Here is a 17,067-nt window from a genome sequence, read left to right on the forward strand (position 1 = left end):
TATTCATCGAACACGGAGTGTGTAAAGGGACTCCTGCGGCTCCAGGTGGGCCGCAACTCGGCCGTGAACCCGCCAGAGCGCTCTGAGCTGGGAGACACCCACGGCCACGAGGCGGCGTGGGCGGCCGGGCCCGGGTTCCGCTCGGTGCTGCGCCGCATCGGGGAGCACGCCGACGTGGTCACCTACCTGGGGGAGTACACGCGCGCCCGGCTGGCCGCCGCCATCCCTCCGGCCAAGCTCGTACAACTGGCCCCGGGCGTGGACACCGGCCGGTTCCGTCCCGAGGCGGTGCCCGGCCGGGCCAAGGAGGAGCTCGGCCTGGCCGGCCGGCCGGTGGTGGTGTGCGTGTCCAGGCTGGTCCCGCGCAAGGGGCAGGACCTGCTGATCGCGGCCTGGCCGGACGTGGTCGCGGCGGTTCCGGACGCCGTGCTGCTGCTGGTGGGCGGCGGCCCGTACCGTCGCCGGCTGGAACGGATGGCCGCCGGGCGGGAGTCGATCCGCTTCACCGGCACGGTCCCGGCCTCGGCGCTGCCCGGCTACTACGCGGCCGGCGACGTGTTCGCCATGCCGTGCCGTACCCGGTGGGGCGGGGTCGACGTGGAGGGGCTCGGCATCGTGTTCCTGGAGGCGTCGGCGACCGGGCTGCCCGTGGTGGCGGGCGCCTCCGGCGGGGCGCCCGACGCGGTGCGCCACGGCGAGACCGGCCTGCTCGTCGACGGGCAGGACACCGGCGAGGTGGCCGCGGCCCTGGCGGAGCTGCTCGGCGACCCCGAACGGGCCCGCAAGCTGGGCGCCGCCGGCCGCGACTGGACCACCCACGAGTGGTCCTGGGACCTGGTCGCCACCCGTTTCCAGACGCTCCTCTGAGCCGGTCACCCCCGGGTGGCGCCGCGCGTACGCCGGCGTCGCGTGACCACTCCGACCACTGTCCGCACGCCCTAGCGGCCAGTGATCCTACCTTTGGCGCATTCAGGCTCGGCGTATGACCGATGTGCCTTGACAACGGAGAGCGGGCGCACGTACAAGTGATCCTACCTATTGCGCGAAACAGGCGGCTGTCGCTCGTCCGGCGACGCAGTGCTCTCCCACAATGGTCGGATGAGTCGTGGTCTCCCTCGGAAGGGTGGCACGAGTGAACAAGCTCTTAGCGGCCGGTGCGATCACGGTCGCCGTGGCCCTGGCATCCAGCGGCTGCTCCAGCGGCACCTCCGGGACCGACCGGTCCTCGGCGCCCTCCTCGGAGGGCGGGAAACAGAAGGTCTCCTTCCTCGTCTTCCCCTCGCCCAACCTGCCCGAGTCGTACTGGAAGGCCCAGGTCGAGCTGGTCACCAAGGCTCACCCCGACCTGGACGTCGAACTGGTCGCCGCGCCGTCGGAGTCGGAGCGCAACGACTACGCCAAGCAGCTCGCCGCCTCCGGGCAGCTTCCCGACGTGCAGATCGGCATGCAGGACCTCGTCGCGCTGGAGTCGCACCTCGCCCCCTGGACCGAGGCCGAGCTCAAGGACTTCCTCTGCCCCACCTGCGGCGCGGTCAACGGCAAGGTCCTCCAGCTGCCGACCAACACGCAGACCATCCCGAACGTCTTCTACAACAAGAAGCTGTTCGCGCAGGCCGGCATCGCCGAGCCGCCCAGGACCTACGCCGAGCTGCTCGCCGCCGCCGAGAAGCTCAAGGCCAAGGGCATCGCCCCGTTCGTCAGCGGCGGCGCGTTCGTCACCTCCCAGCCGTGGACGGCGATCCTCGCCACCGACCTGTACGCCAGGACGCCCGACTGGATGGCCAGGCGGCGCGGCGGCCAGGCGACGTTCGCCGCCGACCCGGCCATGAAGGCCGCCACCCAGAAGTTCGCCGACCTCGCCGCCAAGGGCTACCTCGACAAGCGGCAGATCGGCCAGGACTACCCCAAGACCCAGGAGGCCTTCCTCGGCGGCAAGGGCGCGATGTACCCCATGGGCAGCTGGTTCGCCGCCGCGGCCGACCAGTCGGACATGAAGGACGACATCGGCGTGTTCGCCTGGCCCGGCGACGACGGGAGCCTGCACCTGCCGGCCTTCACCGGCGGCGGCCTGTCCGTCAGCGCCGACGCCCGCAACCCGGCCGCCGCCAAGGAGTTCGCGCTCGCCTTCCAGCTCACCAAGGAGAACCTCGACGCCTCGGTCAAGGCCGACGCGCTCTTCCCCGCCGTCAAGGGCTACACCCCGCCCTCCGACACCGGACCCGTCTTCAAGGCCGTGTACGACCTGTGGCAGAAGGCGGTCACCGAGAAGGCCACCGTGCCCGCGTTCGGCTGGGAGGCCGGTGACGCGGCCATGCTGCCCGGCATGCAGGGCAAGTTCTGGTCCACCGCCCAGGACCTCGTCAGCGGCAGGAAGAACGTCGACCAGGCGCTCACGTTCCTCGACACCGAATGGGAGAAGACCGGGTGACGATCTCTTGACGGCCGTCGACACCACCAGGCGCGGGCCCGGCCGCGCCACGTCGGGGAGCCCCGGCCGCCGGAGCGCGCCCCGGCGGCCGGCCGGGCCGGGACTGTGGCACTTCCTGACCTTCGCCGCGCCCGGCACGCTCATCTACCTGTGCCTGGTGGTCCTGCCCATCGGGCTCAGCTTCGGCTACAGCCTCACCAACCAGGCGCTGCTGCGGCCCGACACGCAGTTCGTCGGGCTGCGCAACTACCGGCTGCTGCTGCAGGACGAGACGTTCCTCGAGTCGCTGCGGGTCACCTCGATCCTGACCCTCATCGTGGTCATCGTGCCGAACGTGCTCGGCGTCGCCATCGCCGTGCTGCTCGACCGGCGCGGCTGGCTCTACAACGCGCTGCGCAGCGTGTTCTTCACCCCCATGGTGATCAGCTCCGTGGTCATCAGCGTCATCTGGACCCGCATCCTCGCCGACGACGGCCCCGTGAACCAGGCGCTGCGCGGCCTGGGCGTGGCCGAGCCGCCCGGCTGGCTGTCCGACCCCGGCCTCGCGCTCTACTCCCTGTCGTCCATCGTCTGCTGGCAGATGCTCGGCTTCTGCGTCGTCGTCTACCTCGCCGGCCTCCAGGGCGTGCCGCAGGAGCTGGCCGAGGCCGCCGCGATCGACGGCGCCGGCCCGGTGCGGCGCTTCCGCAGCGTCACCTGGCCGCTGCTCGCGCCCGCGCTCACCATCAACACCGTCGTGCTGCTGATCTCCGCGTTCAAGATCTTCGACCACGTCAAGGTCATCACCAACGGCGGCCCCGGCACCGGCACCACGGCCACCGTGGCGTTCGTCGTCCTCCAGGAGGGGTTCGTGGAGAACCGCACCGGCTACGCCTCCGCCGAGGCCATCGTCATGCTCGTCCTCATCGCCGCCCTGTCGGTCGTCACCCTGCGGTTCCTGCAACGACGGGAGGTGCAGCTGTGACCGGATCGCGCGCGCCGTGGCTGCGCCCTCTCGTCGCGCTGGCCGTCGGCGGCGTCTTCTTCATCCCGCTCTACATCGCGCTGATCAACGTCTTCAAGGACAGCCGGCAGGTCGCCGGCGGCGCCATGTCGCTGCCCGCGCCGCCCACCCTGGACAACCTGTGGCGCGTCCTGACCGGCCCCGACAGCCTCTTCTGGTCGTCGCTGCGCACCAGCGTGCTCGTCACCGGGCTGTCGATCGTCATCCTGACCCTGCTGTCGGCCATGCTCGGCCACTACCTGGCCCGGCGCTCGGCCTGGTGGTCCAGGGCCATCATGGTGCTGCTGCTGTGCGGGCTGATGATCCCGCCGCAGGTCATCCTCATCCCCATGACGCAGGTGCTGCGGGCCCTCGGCCTCATGTCCACGCTGCCGGGGCTCGTGCTGTTCAACGTCGGCTACTACGTGCCGTTCGGGGTCTTCGTCTTCTCGGGGTTCATGAAGGGCGTCCCGAGGGAGCTGGAGGAGGCCGCCGCCATCGACGGGGCCACGCGGTGGCAGACGTTCTGGCGGATCGTCTTCCCGCTGCTGCGTCCCGCCACGGCCAGCGTGCTCATCTTCCTCGGAGTGTGGATCTGGAACGACTTCATCAACCCGCTCATCATCTACGGGCCCCGCGAGGGCACCACCATCATGACCGGGATCTACAAGTCGCTCGGGCAGTACGCGGCGGACTTCGGCGGCATGTTCGCCCTGATGTTCCTGGCCACGTTGCCTATCCTGGTGTTCTACCTGCTGCTGCAGAAGCAGTTCGTCAAGGGCCTCACGGGAGGCGCCACCAAGGGCTGACGCCTCCCGCGAGCCGGAGGCTAGTTGAGCTTGTCCTGGATGGTGACGAGGATGTCCATCATGGCGAACTGGGTCTGCTGCATCGTGCGCTGAGTGTCCTGCATCGAGGTCTGGGCCTCCTGCAGGACCGTCATCTGGTGCTGTAGGGTGTCGACCTTGGTGTCCAGGGCGGTCACCTTGGTGTCCAGGGCGGTCACCTTGTTGTCCAGGGCGGTCACCTTGCCGTCCAGGACGGCCACCTTGCCGTCCAGGACGGTCAGCTTGCCGTCGAGGGCCTTGACGTAGTTGGCGACGCCGTTGATCCGCTCGGTCAGTTGCTGGCCGAGCTCCATCTGGTCGGCGCGGACCTGGATCAGCTGGTTCTCGATCGCCGTGCCGAACTGAAGCGCCGCGTCCTTGATGCTCAAGAGAATCTCCCCTACCTTCGTCGGTAGGGACCGGGGATGTAATGGATCTCCGGTCCCGATTTCTTGGGGCAAGAGTACTCAGGCGAATGAGGAATCCGAGCGCCTTTTCCGGGCGCCGATTCGACATTTTCGAGGCGTCTACCTGGGCAAACACCGAGATATCCGGAAAATGCCACCAGGCGTCGGGGGCCATCCCGCCGCGATACCGGACAGAAGCTCAGGCCAGTGTCGTGCAGGGCGGGACGGCGGCGAGCAGGTCGCCGCCTGCACGCTCATCCACCTGGGGCCGGCTGAGCGGGCTCGACGACGACGTCATGGGTCAGGAGCCGTACAGGCGCTCCACGTCGGCGGCGAAGTCACGCAGGACGATGTTGCGCTTGATCTTGAGGGTCGGCGTCAGGTGCCCGCTCTCCTCGGTGATGTCGGCGTCCAGGATCGCGAACTTCTTGATCTGCTCCGCCTTCGACACCGTGGCGTTGGCCCGGTCGACCGCCTGCTGGATCTCGGCGCGCAGCTCCGGGTCGGCGCTCGGCTCCGCCGCCTTGCCGGTCCCTCCGCGCGTGGACCGCCAGTGCTCCAGCGCCTCGGGGTCCAGCGTGACCAGGGCGCCCACGAACGGGCGGCCGTCGCCGACGACCACGGCCTGCGAGACGAGCGGATGGGCCCGCAGCGCGTCCTCCAGCGGCCCCGGAGCGACGTTCTTGCCGGCCGCCGTCACCAGGATCTCCTTCTTGCGCCCGGTGATCCGCAGATAGCCGTCCGCGTCCAGCTCGCCCACGTCGCCGGTGTGGAACCAGCCGTCGCCGTCGAGCACCTCGCTGGTGGCCTCGTCGTTGTTCCAGTAGCCGCGGAAGACGTGGCGGCCCTTGGCCAGGATCTCGCCGTCGTCGCCGATGCGGATCGTCACCCCGGGCAGCGGCTTGCCCACCGTGCCGACCTTGTTGGCTCCGGGCATGTTGACGGTGCAGGGGGCGGAGGTCTCGGTCAGGCCGTACCCCTCGAAGACCTCGATGCCGGCGCCGCGGAAGAAGTGGCCGAGCCGCTCGCCGAGCGCGCCGCCGCCGCTCACGGCCGCCGACAGGCGCCCGCCGGTGGCCGCGCGCAGCTTGCCGTACACGAGCCGGTCGAACAGGGCGTGCCGCAGGCGCAGCCCGAGGGGCGCGCCGCCCGAGCTCTCGGCGCGGCTCCAGGCCACCGCCGTGTCGACGGCGCGGGCGAAGATCGCGCCCTTGCCGCCCGAGATGGCCTTCTGCTCGGCGCCGTTGTAGACCTTCTCGAACACCCGCGGCACGCCCAGCAGGAACGTCGGCCCGAACTCGACCAGGTCGGGCGCCACGTTCTTCATGTTCGGGGTGTGGGCCAGGACCGCGCCGGCCTCGACCAGCGCGACCTGGATCATGCGGGCGAAGATGTGCGCCAGTGGCAGGAACAGCAGCGCGGCCGGGGCCTCGCCGGTGAACAGCGGCTCCAGCGGCCCGCGCACCACGTTGCGCCCGGTGTAGAGCAGGTTGTCGTGGGTGATCCGGCAGCCCTTGGGGCGGCCGGTGGTGCCCGAGGTGTAGACGACGGTGGCGAGGTCGGCCCCGCACACCCGCCGGCGGCGCTCGGCCACGTCCTCGTCGGAGATCTCGGAGGCGCCCGGCAGGCCGTCGAGCGCGGCCTCGACCCGCCACAGGTCCTTCAGGCCGGGCGCGGCCTCGCGCACGGTCTCCTCGTGCGCGTCGAGCTCGACGAACGCCGCCCGGGCCGCGCTGTCGGTCAGGATCCACCGGACCTGCTCGGTCGAGGACGTCTCGTAGACGGGCACGAGCACCGCGCCCACCGACCAGACGGCGTAGTCGATCAGCGTCCACTCGTAGCGGGTGCGCGAGATGAGCGCGACGCGGTCGCCGTGCTCGACGCCCGCCGCGATGAGCCCCTTGGCCAGGGCGACGACCTGGTCCCGCAGCTCCGCGGCGGTGACGGCGGCCCACGCGCCGTCCACCTTGCGCCGCATGACGACCCTGCCAGGCTCCCGCTCGGCCCTGTCGAACACCGTGTCGGGCAGGCTCGCGGTGGCAGGAACATCCACCAGCACGGGAACGCTGTACTCGCGCACGGACCAACTCCTCCAGGTGCACGCTTCGGGGACGGCCTGGACGTTACCGGGATAAGTTACCCATCGGTAGTCTCGTCATCCAGGCGTTATGAAGCAATTTCTCACGCTAGCAGCCGTCGATCGTGCGGCAGCCCGTTCGCAGCCGCCCGGAATTCCCACCAGCGGTCCGCCGAAGGCGCGCCTAGGATCTTCCGCATGCGGGTTCACGTCATCAGCGATGTGCACGGCCGGGCCGACGCGCTGGCCGCCGCCGGAGCGGGCGCGGACGCGCTCGTCTGCCTGGGCGACCTGATCCTGTTCGTCGACTACGCCGACCACGCGCGGGGCATCTTCGCCGAGCTGTTCGGCGCGGAGCGGGCCGCGGAGTTCATCGGCCTGCGCACCGCCGGGCGCTTCGACGAGGCCCGCGCCCTGTCCGCCCGCCTGTGGGCGAGCCTCGGCGGCGACCCGCGCGAGCACATCGAGGGCCGGGTGCGGGCCCAGTACGAGCGCCTGTTCGCGGCCATGCCCACGCCCGCCTACCTCACCTACGGCAACGTCGACATCCCGCGCCTGTGGGCCGACTACACGCGCGACGGCCACCGGGTGCTCGACGGCGAGAGCGTGGAGATCGGCGGCCTGCGGTTCGGGTTCGTCGGCGGCGGCCTGCGCACCCGCTACCGCACGCCGTACGAGATCAGCGACGAGGAGTACGCCGCGAAGGTGGAGGCCCTCGGCGAGGTCGACGTGCTGTGCTGCCACATCCCGCCCGCGGTGCCCCAGCTCCTGTACGACGTGGTCGCCCGGCGCCTCGAGCGGGGCAGCGAGGCCACGCTGGAGGCGATCCGCCGCACCCAGCCCCGCTACGCGCTCTTCGGCCACGTCCACCAGCCGCTGTACCGGCGCACCCGCATCGGCCGCACCGAGTGCGTGAACGTCGGCCACTTCCGGGGAACCGGCGTTCCGTACGTCCTCGAATGGTGATCGGCGAATGGTGATCAGCGGGGTCCGGCGGTCCGCCGCAAGGAGCGGATTCTGCATTACGGTGGTCGCATGGCTGATCGCACGACTTCGAGCATCGTCATCGACGCCGGCCGGGCCCGCGTCATGGCGATCATCGCCGACTTCCCCGCCTACCCCGAGTGGGCGGGCCAGGTGAAGAGCGCCGAGGTCCTGACCACGGGCGCCGACGGCAGGGCCGGGACCGTGCGCTTCGTCCTCGACGCCGGCGTGATCAGCGACACCTACACCCTCGGCTACACCTGGCACGACGACGAGAGCGTCTCCTGGCGGGTCGCCGAGCCGGGCAAGATGGTCGCCGAGCTGGCCGGAAGTTACCTCCTGGCCGAGGCGGGCACGGGCACCGAGGTGACGTACGAACTGGCGGCCGAGCTGAAGGTGCCGATGATCGGCATGCTGCGGCGCAAGGCCGAGAAGGTCATCGTGGACACCGCCCTCAAGGGCCTGAAGAAGCGTGTCGAAGGCCGCTGAGGTGGGGCCCCGGGTCCTGCTGTTCACCGGGAAGGGCGGCGTGGGCAAGACCACGGCCGCCGCGGCGACCGCCACGCTCGCCGCCCGGCGCGGCCTCAAGACACTGGTCGTGTCCACCGACACGGCCCACTCGCTGGCCGACGCGCTCGCCGTCGAGCCCGGCGAGGTCGCTCCCGGCCTGCACCTGCACCAGGTCGACACGCAGAAGTCCCTCGAACGCCACTGGGGCGAGCTGCGCGACTACGCCCGCGGCCTGCTCACCGAGCTCGGCCTGGACGAGATCACCTCCGAGGAGGTGACGGTCCTGCCGGGCGCCGAGGAGATCATCGCGCTGCTGGAGCTGCGCGAGCACGCCCGGTCCGGGGTCTGGGACGTCATCGTGGTCGACTGCGCGCCCACCGCCGAGACGCTGCGGCTGCTCGCCCTGCCCGAGGCGCTCGACTGGCACGTGAGCAGGCTGCTCCCCGTCGGCCGGAAGATCATGAAGCTCGCGTCGCCGTTCGTGCGGAGCGTCGCGCGCGTCAGCACCCCCGGCGACGAGGTGGTCGGCGCGGGTGAGCGCCTGCACCGCGCCCTGCTGGAGGTGCGCGAGCTGCTCACCGGCGACGGCGCGTCCGTGCGGCTCGTGCTCACGCCGGAGGCCGTGGTGCTCGCCGAGGCGCGGCGCACCCTCACCTCGCTCAACCTGTACGGCTACCGCGTCGACGCGGTCATCGCCAACCGGGTGTTCCCGGCCGGCGGCGCCGACGAGTGGCGGGCCCAGTGGGTGGACGCCCAGACGAGGCTGCTGGCCGAGGCCGAGGAGTCGTTCGCGCCGCTGCCCGTGCACGCCGTGCCGTACCTGCCGGCCGAGCCCGTGGGCGTCGACGCGCTGGCGGCCGTCGGCGAGCGCCTGTACGGCGACGCCGACCCGTTCGGGCCGCCCCGCGTGCGCCCGCCGCTGCGGCTGGCCGCCGACGAGCTGGAGCTCGACCTGCCCGGCGCCGACCGCGACGACGTCGACCTGGCGCGCAAGGGCGACGAGCTGATCGTCACCGCGGGGCCGTACCGGAGGATCCTGGCGCTGCCGGTGGCGCTGGCCCGCAGGGAGATCGCCGGCGCGGTGCTCCTCGACGGCGTCCTGCGGGTACGGTTCAGCTCGGGAGCCCGATCCGGCGCGACGAGCGGATCCGGCGGCCACGACGAGGGGCCGGCCGCCACGTGAGCGAGACGGGCGGACGCTCCGGAGCCAGGGAGGGCCAGATGACCGAGAACAACGACAGGGACCCCCGCGAGAGGGACTCCCGCGACAGAGACGCCGGCGCCACCGACCCCCACGGGGACCCGCTTCGCGACGCGAGCAACCGCGACGCGGGCAACCGCGACGGGACCGGCCGCGACGCGGGCGGCCGGGACGCGGGCGGCCGGGACCCGCTGGGCCGTGACCCGATCGGCACGGTCGCGGACGAGGCGCGCAAGCTGTTCGACACGATCCAGGGACGCGCCACCCGCCAGGTCGGCCGGACGGTGCTCAACTCCTTCGCCGGCGGCTCGTTCGGCGGCGGCGGGCGCAAGGAGAAGGACGTGTGGGGCGAGGCCGTCTCCGAGCCCCACGACGAGTACATCTGCCGCGCCTGCCCGGTGTGCCGGGCCATCGCGGCCCAGCGCGAGTCCGGCGGCGACGTGACCGGCCACCTCGTGGCGGCGGGCGGCGAGCTGTTCGCCGCCTTCCGGCAGACGCTGGACGCGTTCAGCAAGCCGGCCTCCCCCCGTAGGTCGCGCGACGACAGCGAGCGCGGGCACGATACCGTGCAGCACATCGACCTGGGATAGGAGGCTGCGGCAATGCTCACGATCGGCGTGGACATCGGCGGCACGAAAGTCGCGGCGGGTGTCGTCGACGAGAACGGCACGATCGTCGAGCAGGCGTTGCGCAAGACACCGGCCGACCGGCCCGACCTCATCGCGGAGACGGTCGCGGACGTGGTCCGCGAGCTGGCCGAGGGCCGGGAGATCGAGGCCGTCGGCGTCGGCGCCGCCGGCTTCGTGGACGAGACGCGGTCCGTCGTCCGCTTCGCGCCCAACCTCGCCTGGCGCGAGGAGCCGCTGCAGAAGAAGATCAGCGGCATGGTCGGCCTGCCCGTGGTGATCGAGAACGACGCCAACGCGATGGCCTGGGGCGAGACGCGGTTCGGCGCGGGCCGCGGGCAGTCCCACATCGTCTGCCTCACGGTCGGCACCGGCATCGGCGGCGGCCTGGTCTTCGACGGCGTCCTGTTCCGCGGCCACTGGGGCATGGCGGCCGAGCTCGGCCACATGCAGGTCGTGCCCGAGGGGCGGCAGTGCGGCTGCGGCCAGCACGGCTGCTGGGAGCAGTACGCCAGCGGCAACGCGCTGGTCATGGAGGCCAGGCGCATCGCCGAGGAGCAGCCCGAGCGCGCCGAGATCCTGCTCGGCCTGGCCAACGGCAAGATCGAGGGCGAGGAGGTCACCGAGGCGGCCCGGCGCGGCGACGAGGCGTCGCTGGCGGCGTTCGCCACCCTCGCCGACTGGCTCGGCCAGGGCATGGCCGACCTCGCCGCCGTCCTCGACCCGGGCTGCTTCATCGTGGGCGGTGGCGTGTCCCGCGCCGCCGACCTGTTCCTCGACCGCGCCCGCGAGACGTTCGCCCGGCGGCTGACCGGCCGCGGGCACCGGCCGCTCCCCGAGATCCGCATGGCCGAGCTGGGCGCCGCCGCCGGGATGGTGGGCGCCGCCGACCTGGCCCGGCATCGCTGACGGGATGACGGTCCGTCCGTGACGGTCAGGCTGGCGACCTACAACGTCCGGGGGATGAAGGACAGCGTTCCCGCGCTCACCCGGGTGATCGGCGCGCTCCGCGCCGACCTGCTGTGCGTCCAGGAGGCGCCGCGGCTGCTCGGCTGGCGGAGCCGGCGGGAGGCGCTGGCGGGGTCGTGCGGGCTGCGGGTCGTGGCCGGGCGGCGGCTCGGCGGCGTGGCCGTGTTCGCCGCGCCCCGGGTACGGCTGATCGACGCCGAGAGCCACGTACTGCGGATCTTCGCCGGCCTGGAGGCGCGTGGCCTGGCCATCGCCGTCGTCGAGGTGGAGGGGGCGCGGCTGGCCGTCGGCTCCACGCACCTCGACCTGAACGGCGCGGCCCGGCTGCGCCACGTGACCGAGGCGATGGCGCTGCTGGAGGCGGCGGCGGCCCGGTTCGGCGCGGCGCCGGTCCTGTGCGGCGACTTCAACGAGCGCGACCACCAGCCGGCCTGGCGCTACGCCGCCACCCGCCTCACCGACTGCTACCCGGCGGCGCCGCGGGGCGACGGGCCGACCTTCACCGCCCGGCACCCCCAGGCGCGCATCGACGCGGTCTTCGCCTCTCCTGACCTGCGGGTTCACGCCTGCGGAGGGGCGGAGGCCGCCCCGGCCGACCTGGCCGCGGCCTCGGACCACCTGCCGGTGGTCGCGGAGCTGGAATCGGGGGCTGGGCTCCGGGGACCTGTCATGAACCCGTAGCATTTGCTCATGACCCGTCGCTTCCGGCGGTGTGCGCTTTCCTTGATCATGGCGACGCCCTTGGCCTGGTCCCAGGTCACGCCCGCCGCGCATGCCGAGCCACGCCCCGCCTCCGTGGAGGCGTGGCAGCACTCGACGAGCGCGCGCCTGACCGCCGACGGCTCGCTGTCCGACGTGGCCGCCCTGTCCGCCGACGACGTGTGGGCGGTGGGGCAGCAGGAGATCTGGGACGTCTGGAAGAACCGCGGCACGATCCGCCACTGGGACGGCGCCCGCTGGGCCGAGGTGGCGATCCGCGACGCCAGCGGCGCGGGAAACCTGCGCGGCGTCGCCGCCGCCTCGTCCTCCGACGTGTGGGCCGTGGGCGACGGCCACGACGGCGTCCCGTACATCGCGCACGGCGACGTCAACGGCTTCGACCGGGTACGGGCCCCGGGCCTGTGGGCCGGCGACTGGCTCGGCGGGGTCGACGCCCGGCCCGGTCGGGTGGTGGCCGTGGGCCGCGGCAAGACCCGCGACCCCGACCCGAAGAAGAAGGACTGGACGGTCGGGCTCATCGTCACCGGGCAGGGCGGCAGGTGGACCGTCCAGGAGACCGACATCGAGGGCGCCCTCTACGCGGTGTCCGAGGGCTTCGCGGTGGGCGACACCGGCAGCCAGCCGCTGATCATGCACGAGTCGGGCGACACCTGGAAGGCCATGCCGGTGCCCGACGTGCCCGGCGGCTACCTGCGCGACGTCCAGATCGACGGCGGCAAGCGGGCCATGGCCGTCGGCGGCGTCTACCACGGGCCCAGCGACGTCGAGCCGCTCGTGATGTCGTGGGACGGCAAGCACTGGCGGCGCGTGCCGCTGCCCGGCACCGACGCCCGCCTGTACGGGGTGACCGGCGACGGCAAGGGCCGCTACTGGATCTCCGGCTACGACCCGTCCCATGAGACGGAGCCGTTCATGATGCGCTGCGAGAAGGGCGACTGCGAGATCATCCGGGGCGCGGCCGCGGAGGGCAGGAGCAGCGTGCGGCTGCAGGCCGTCACCTACCTGCCCGGCAAGGGCGCGGTGTGGGCCGTGGGCCACGCCGTCGACGCGGCCGACCGCTACACCGACGTGGTGGAGACCTTCGGCCCGGGCGGCTCGCCGCCGAAGGACTCCTGAACCGCGTTCCGCCCCTTCTGACCGGAGCTAGAGGACGGCTCCGTCGTCCCAGCCGGAGTCGTTCGGCGGGCCGTCCCCCATGCGGACCACCAGCGCCACGAAGCCGCCGATGAACGCCGCCACCGCCGTGAACAGCGCCCAGCCCTCCATCCGCCAGTCGGCCATCGCGGCCAGCAGCAGGTAGGCGGGCCCGCCGAACAGCCCCGCCCAGGCCAGCTTGGTGGTCAGGTCGAGCTTGGGCAGCGGGGGAGGGGGCGGCGGCTCGAAATGGCCCTCGTCGTCCTCATCGTCGTGCTCGTCCCGCTCCGGCTCGGCTTCCTCGGCCGGCGCGGGCTCCGCGGGCTGGATCACCCGGTGCGTCTGGTCGAGGGGGACGTTCTCGCTGTCCGGCCACGGCTGATCGGCCGAGTCGCGCTCGGCGGTGTCGTTGAAGGACGCGACGATCTGCCGCCAGACCTCGTCCTCGTCACTCTGGGGCGTCACCTAGATGGGCCTCTCCGCAGCGATCGCGACTTCCCCCTGGGTGCGATCAGTCCCTCTGCAAGGGTACCGAGGCATGTGTCCTGATGAAGCCGAGGCTACCGGCAAAGATCCTGTCGGCATCGTTGTCGAGCGTCGCAACATGGTAGCTATCCGTAAGCTCCTCGATCGTGGCCTGCGGGACCTTCTGCCGGAGGACGGCCACGCTGGTGGGTTTCACCACGTGGTCGTCGGTGCTGTGGAACACCAGCAGCGGCTGTGTCACCCGGGCGAGGTCGGCCTGCACCAGCGACCACAGTCCCGGCAGCGAGGCGGCCGCCTTCACGGGGGTGCGCGTGTACGCCAGCTCGGTCACGCCCGGCTTCTTCACGTCGTTCGCCACCCCGGGCACCGACGGCACGAACCACTTGAGCAGCGGGGCCAGCCTCATCAGCGGCACGTCGTTCGCGATCGACGGGTTGACCACCACCACCCCCTTGATCGCGTCGCCGTGCACCTCGGCCAACCGCAGCGCCAGGCAGCCGCCCAGCGACAGGCCGGCCACGAACACCTCGGCGCAGCGCCCCTGGAGATCCTCGAACGCCTTCTCCACCTCGGCGTACCAGTCCTCCCAGCGGGTGTGGTTCATCTCCTGCCAGGTCGTGCCGTGGCCCGGCTGGCGGGGCAGCGAGACGCTCAGGCCGTGCTCCGCGAGGAACTCCGCCCACGGCCGCAGCGACTGCGGCGTGCCGGTGAACCCGTGGCAGAGCAGCACGCCGATCTGGCCTGCTTCGTGATGGTACGGCTCCGCGCCTGGCATGAGCGGCATAACAGCTCCTCGAAGGGATTTCATCCCGGAATTGCCCGATCGTCGCACGATCCAGGCCCTTTGTGCGAGAGGTGGGTAGGAGCATCGAGTCTGAGATGCGAAGATGACGTTGCTCACAGATGAAGCGCAGAGGAAGAGGTGGCCGGGTGTTCTACTGGGTGGTCAAGGCCATCTTGGGGCCGTTCCTCCGTCTCGTGTTCCGGCCCTGGACCGAGGGCGCGGACAACGTGCCCAAACAGGGGCCGGTCATCCTCGCCGGCAACCACCTGTCGTTCGCCGACCACTTCTTCGGCCCGCTGCAGCTGCGCCGTAAGGTCATCTCGCTGGGCAAGTCGGACTACTTCACCGGCCGGGGCGTCAAGGGCTTCTTCACGCGGCTGTTCTTCAGCGGCGTGGGCACCGTGCCGATCGACCGCTCCGGCGGCAAGGCCAGCGAGGCGGCGCTGCGCACCGGCCTGCGGGTGCTGCGCGAGGGCCACATCCTCGGCATCTACCCCGAGGGAACCCGCTCGCCCGACGGCCGCCTCTACAAGGGCAAGACGGGCGTCGCCCGGCTCGCGCTGGAGTCACGCGCCCCGGTCATCCCGTGGGCCATGGTCAACACCTTCGAGATGATGCCCCCCGGCCACCCGCTGCCCAAGATGGGCATCCGGCCGGGCGTCCGGTTCGGCAAGCCGCTCGACTTCTCCCGCTACTACGGGATGGAGGACGACCGGCTGGTCCTGCGGGCGGTGACGGACGAGATCATGTACGCGCTCATGGAGCTGTCGGGCCAGGAGTACGTCGACAAGTACGCGGCCAGCGCCAAGGTCGAGATGGAGCGCGCGACCCGGGCCGCCGCCAAGCACTGACCTTCGCTCCTCACCGCCTCAGGGCCTGCTCCGTCTTCGCCAGGGCCGTGGTCATGACCTCCAGCTCGTCGCGGGTGAGCCGGTCGATGAGGTAGGAGCGCACGACGTCGAGGTGACCCGGCGCCACGCGTTCGAGGCAGCGCAGGCCGGCCTCGGTGATCACGGCCAGCACGCCGCGGTCGTCCGACGGGCACGTGGTGCGCTCCACCAGGCCCGCCCTCTCCAGGCGGGTGACCTGGTACGTCAGCGCGCTCTTCGACACCACCACGTCCCGGGCCAGCTCCGTCATGCGCAACTGGCGGCCGGGGGCGTCGGCCAGCCGCACCAGGATCTCGTACTGCGGGTGCGTCAGCCCGGCCGCGGCCTTGAGCTGCTCCTCGATGCGCCGCTCCAGCAGGTGAGAGGTGGACAGGAAGGCGCGCCACGCCGCCATTTCCGTGTCGTCTAGCCACCGGGTGTCCGTCACGGCCCAAGTGTACGCGTTGTTCAGATTTGAACCATCCTGCTACAGTCGTTCAAAACTGAACGAACCACTTGTCTGAGGAGACAGCATGATCGACCAGGCGCGCCCCGTCGCCCTGCTGCTCGCCCGGGTGGCGCTCGGCGTCATCTTCCTCGTGCACGGCTACCAGAAGTTCGCCGTCATGGGCATCGCGGGCACCACGAAGTTCTTCGAGTCGATCGGCGTACCGCTCGCCGGCGTCGCCGCCCCGGCCATCGCGGTGCTGGAGGTGGCCGGCGGCCTGGCGCTGATCCTCGGCGCGGCGCTGCCGATCGCGGGCACGCTGCTGGCGCTCGACATGGTGGGCGCGATCGTGTTCGTCCACGGGGCCAGCGGGTTCGGCGCGGACAAGGGCGGATACGAGTTCGTCCTGTCGCTCGCCGCCGGGGCGCTGGCGGTCGGGTTCACCGGGGGCGGCGCCCTGGCGGTGGACACGCTGCTGCGCCGCCGCCGCGACACACCGGTGGGCGCCTCGGCCTGACCAGGGGCGGGCCGCGCCCGGAGGGCGCCGCCCGCTTCACTCCACGCCAGGTCGGGGCTGGACGGGCCGGGGGCTCAGGACAGGCCGCTGGTCAGGACAGGCCGGGGGTCAGGACAGGTGGGTGCGGATCTGCCTGATGTGGTCGGGGGTGGAGCGGCAGCAGCCGCCGATCAGGGACGCCCCCGCGCGCTCCCACTCCTTGGCCGCCTGACCGTACTCCACCGGATCGGTCAGCCCGAGCCAGCGGCGGCCCTCCGCGTCCCACGTCTCGCCCGAGTTGGGGTAGACGACCACCGGCAGCCCTCCGGACAGGGCCGCGATCACGCCGGGCACGTGGCGCGGCGCGGTGCAGTTCGCGCCCACCGCCACCACCTGCGGGTCGCCGGTGAACAGGGCGGCCGCCTCACGGATGGGCGTGCCGTCGCTGATGTGCTCGCCGTCCCGGCAGGAGAAGCTCACCCACGCCTTGAGCCCCGGCGTCTCCTTCAGCAGCCGCGCCAGCGCCCGCGCCTCGGCGTACGACGGGATGGTCTCGCAGGCCAGCAGGTCGGCGCCGGCCGAGGCGAGGATCTCCCAGCGGGGCCGGTGCCAGGCCAGCAGCCCCTCCTCGCCGAGGTCGTAGTCGCCGGTGTACTCGGCGCCGTTGGCCAGGTAGGCCCCGTACGGGCCCACGCTGGCCGCCACCAGCCCACCCCCGGCGTCGTCGCGCGCCTGCGCGGCCAGCTCGACCGAGAGCCTGATGAGGCGCTCGGCCTGCGCCACGCTCGCGCCGCGTCGCAGGAAGCCGGGGATCGACGCCTGGTAGCTGGCCGTCGTCGCCACGTGGGCGCCCGCGGCGAAGTAGTCGGCGTGGACGCGCCGGATCAGGTCCGGGTCTTCCATCAGCAGCCGCGCCGACCACAGCTCGTCGCTCAGGTCGGCGCCGAGCGTTTCGAGGTGGGTGGCCAGGCCGCCGTCCAGGACAAGAGTGCTCACACGCTCCAGCCTATGGGCCGCGCCGTACCGGACCGGACGGTGCGCGGTATTTCGGGGACGCCGGTGGGCGCGGGGTTTCCGCGTTTACCGGAAAAGGCGACCGTCGTTCCTGGTCCGTATTTG

At 71.9% G+C, this 17,067-nt stretch carries 18 protein-coding genes and 1 pseudogene; 13 read left to right on the forward strand and 6 right to left on the reverse strand.

The features are described from left to right. Positions 1 to 78: 78 nt before the first annotated feature. From ABZS51_RS17985 to ABZS51_RS18000, 4 genes and pseudogenes are all read left to right on the forward strand, one after another. Positions 79 to 867, forward strand: a pseudogene (locus tag ABZS51_RS17985) (glycosyltransferase family 4 protein); the annotation flags it as partial. A gap of 265 nt (positions 868 to 1,132) precedes the next feature. Further along, on the forward strand, positions 1,133 to 2,428 hold the full coding sequence (locus ABZS51_RS17990) for an extracellular solute-binding protein (RefSeq protein ID WP_355441891.1): 1,296 nt from the start codon (positions 1,133 to 1,135) through the stop codon (positions 2,426 to 2,428). Between the two features lie 7 nt (positions 2,429 to 2,435). Continuing rightward, positions 2,436 to 3,392, forward strand: coding sequence for a sugar ABC transporter permease (locus ABZS51_RS17995; protein WP_310714173.1), 957 nt, complete (start codon positions 2,436 to 2,438; stop codon positions 3,390 to 3,392). Then, positions 3,389 to 4,219, forward strand: a complete 831-nt coding sequence (locus ABZS51_RS18000; protein WP_355441895.1) for a carbohydrate ABC transporter permease — start codon at positions 3,389 to 3,391, stop codon at positions 4,217 to 4,219. The genes ABZS51_RS17995 and ABZS51_RS18000 overlap by 4 nt, the downstream gene beginning before the upstream one ends. Before the next feature lie 20 nt (positions 4,220 to 4,239). Here ABZS51_RS18000 and ABZS51_RS18005 read toward each other — a convergent pair whose 3' ends face one another. Then, positions 4,240 to 4,626 carry a hypothetical protein gene (locus tag ABZS51_RS18005; protein WP_355441898.1) on the reverse strand — a complete coding sequence of 129 codons (387 nt, stop codon included), beginning with the start codon at positions 4,624 to 4,626 and terminating at the stop codon, positions 4,240 to 4,242. A 319-nt stretch (positions 4,627 to 4,945) separates the two neighbouring features. After that, on the reverse strand, positions 4,946 to 6,724 hold the full coding sequence (locus ABZS51_RS18010; protein ID WP_355441902.1) for an AMP-dependent synthetase/ligase: 1,779 nt from the start codon (positions 6,722 to 6,724) through the stop codon (positions 4,946 to 4,948). Positions 6,725 to 6,919: 195 nt separating this feature from the next. On the opposite strand from ABZS51_RS18010, the gene ABZS51_RS18015 reads away from it, so the two are divergent. The 7 genes from ABZS51_RS18015 (at position 6,920) to ABZS51_RS18045 (ending at position 12,847) form a co-directional block, all read left to right on the forward strand. Continuing rightward, positions 6,920 to 7,687 (forward strand): metallophosphoesterase, encoded by a 768-nt coding sequence (locus ABZS51_RS18015; protein ID WP_355441905.1) that lies wholly within the window; start codon positions 6,920 to 6,922, stop codon positions 7,685 to 7,687. 69 nt (positions 7,688 to 7,756) lie between these two features. Next, positions 7,757 to 8,194 carry an SRPBCC family protein gene (locus tag ABZS51_RS18020; RefSeq protein WP_355441908.1) on the forward strand — a complete coding sequence of 146 codons (438 nt, stop codon included), beginning with the start codon at positions 7,757 to 7,759 and terminating at the stop codon, positions 8,192 to 8,194. Then, entirely contained in the window at positions 8,178 to 9,398 is a 1,221-nt protein-coding gene (locus tag ABZS51_RS18025; protein WP_310714186.1) for an ArsA family ATPase, read from the forward strand. The genes ABZS51_RS18020 and ABZS51_RS18025 overlap by 17 nt, the downstream gene beginning before the upstream one ends. A 38-nt stretch (positions 9,399 to 9,436) precedes the next feature. After that, positions 9,437 to 10,006 (forward strand): hypothetical protein, encoded by a 570-nt coding sequence (locus tag ABZS51_RS18030; RefSeq protein WP_355441911.1) that lies wholly within the window; start codon positions 9,437 to 9,439, stop codon positions 10,004 to 10,006. A 12-nt stretch (positions 10,007 to 10,018) separates the two neighbouring features. Further along, positions 10,019 to 10,951 (forward strand): ROK family glucokinase, encoded by a 933-nt coding sequence (locus tag ABZS51_RS18035; RefSeq protein ID WP_355441914.1) that lies wholly within the window; start codon positions 10,019 to 10,021, stop codon positions 10,949 to 10,951. A gap of 18 nt (positions 10,952 to 10,969) precedes the next feature. Then, complete coding sequence (locus ABZS51_RS18040; RefSeq protein ID WP_355441917.1) at positions 10,970 to 11,692, forward strand: endonuclease/exonuclease/phosphatase family protein; 723 nt, start codon at positions 10,970 to 10,972, stop codon at positions 11,690 to 11,692. A 48-nt stretch (positions 11,693 to 11,740) separates the two neighbouring features. Further along, a complete protein-coding gene (locus tag ABZS51_RS18045) occupies positions 11,741 to 12,847 on the forward strand; it encodes a hypothetical protein (RefSeq protein ID WP_355441920.1) in 1,107 nt (368 codons plus the stop codon). A 27-nt stretch (positions 12,848 to 12,874) separates the two neighbouring features. On the opposite strand, the gene ABZS51_RS18050 is transcribed toward ABZS51_RS18045, so the two are convergent. Next, complete coding sequence (locus ABZS51_RS18050) at positions 12,875 to 13,330, reverse strand: hypothetical protein (protein ID WP_310714193.1); 456 nt, start codon at positions 13,328 to 13,330, stop codon at positions 12,875 to 12,877. 46 nt (positions 13,331 to 13,376) lie between these two features. After that, on the reverse strand, positions 13,377 to 14,135 hold the full coding sequence (locus ABZS51_RS18055; RefSeq protein WP_355441923.1) for an alpha/beta fold hydrolase: 759 nt from the start codon (positions 14,133 to 14,135) through the stop codon (positions 13,377 to 13,379). 146 nt (positions 14,136 to 14,281) lie between these two features. On the opposite strand from ABZS51_RS18055, the gene ABZS51_RS18060 reads away from it, so the two are divergent. After that, positions 14,282 to 14,986 carry a lysophospholipid acyltransferase family protein gene (locus ABZS51_RS18060; RefSeq protein ID WP_355442071.1) on the forward strand — a complete coding sequence of 235 codons (705 nt, stop codon included), beginning with the start codon at positions 14,282 to 14,284 and terminating at the stop codon, positions 14,984 to 14,986. Between the two features lie 10 nt (positions 14,987 to 14,996). Here ABZS51_RS18060 and ABZS51_RS18065 read toward each other — a convergent pair whose 3' ends face one another. Further along, positions 14,997 to 15,452: a MarR family transcriptional regulator gene (locus ABZS51_RS18065; RefSeq protein WP_355441927.1), complete on the reverse strand. Its 456-nt coding sequence runs from the start codon at positions 15,450 to 15,452 to the stop codon at positions 14,997 to 14,999. An 85-nt stretch (positions 15,453 to 15,537) separates the two neighbouring features. On the opposite strand from ABZS51_RS18065, the gene ABZS51_RS18070 reads away from it, so the two are divergent. Further along, positions 15,538 to 15,969, forward strand: coding sequence for a DoxX family protein (locus tag ABZS51_RS18070; protein ID WP_310714200.1), 432 nt, complete (start codon positions 15,538 to 15,540; stop codon positions 15,967 to 15,969). A 108-nt stretch (positions 15,970 to 16,077) separates the two neighbouring features. Here the strand turns inward: ABZS51_RS18070 and mmuM are convergent, their stop codons facing one another. Then, positions 16,078 to 16,953 (reverse strand): homocysteine S-methyltransferase, encoded by an 876-nt coding sequence (gene mmuM / locus ABZS51_RS18075; RefSeq protein WP_355442074.1) that lies wholly within the window; start codon positions 16,951 to 16,953, stop codon positions 16,078 to 16,080. Between the last annotated feature and the right edge of the window lie 114 nt (positions 16,954 to 17,067).

It is taken from the genome of Nonomuraea sp. NPDC005501, assembly GCF_040605905.1.
Classification (GTDB): Bacteria; Actinomycetota; Actinomycetes; order Streptosporangiales; family Streptosporangiaceae; genus Nonomuraea.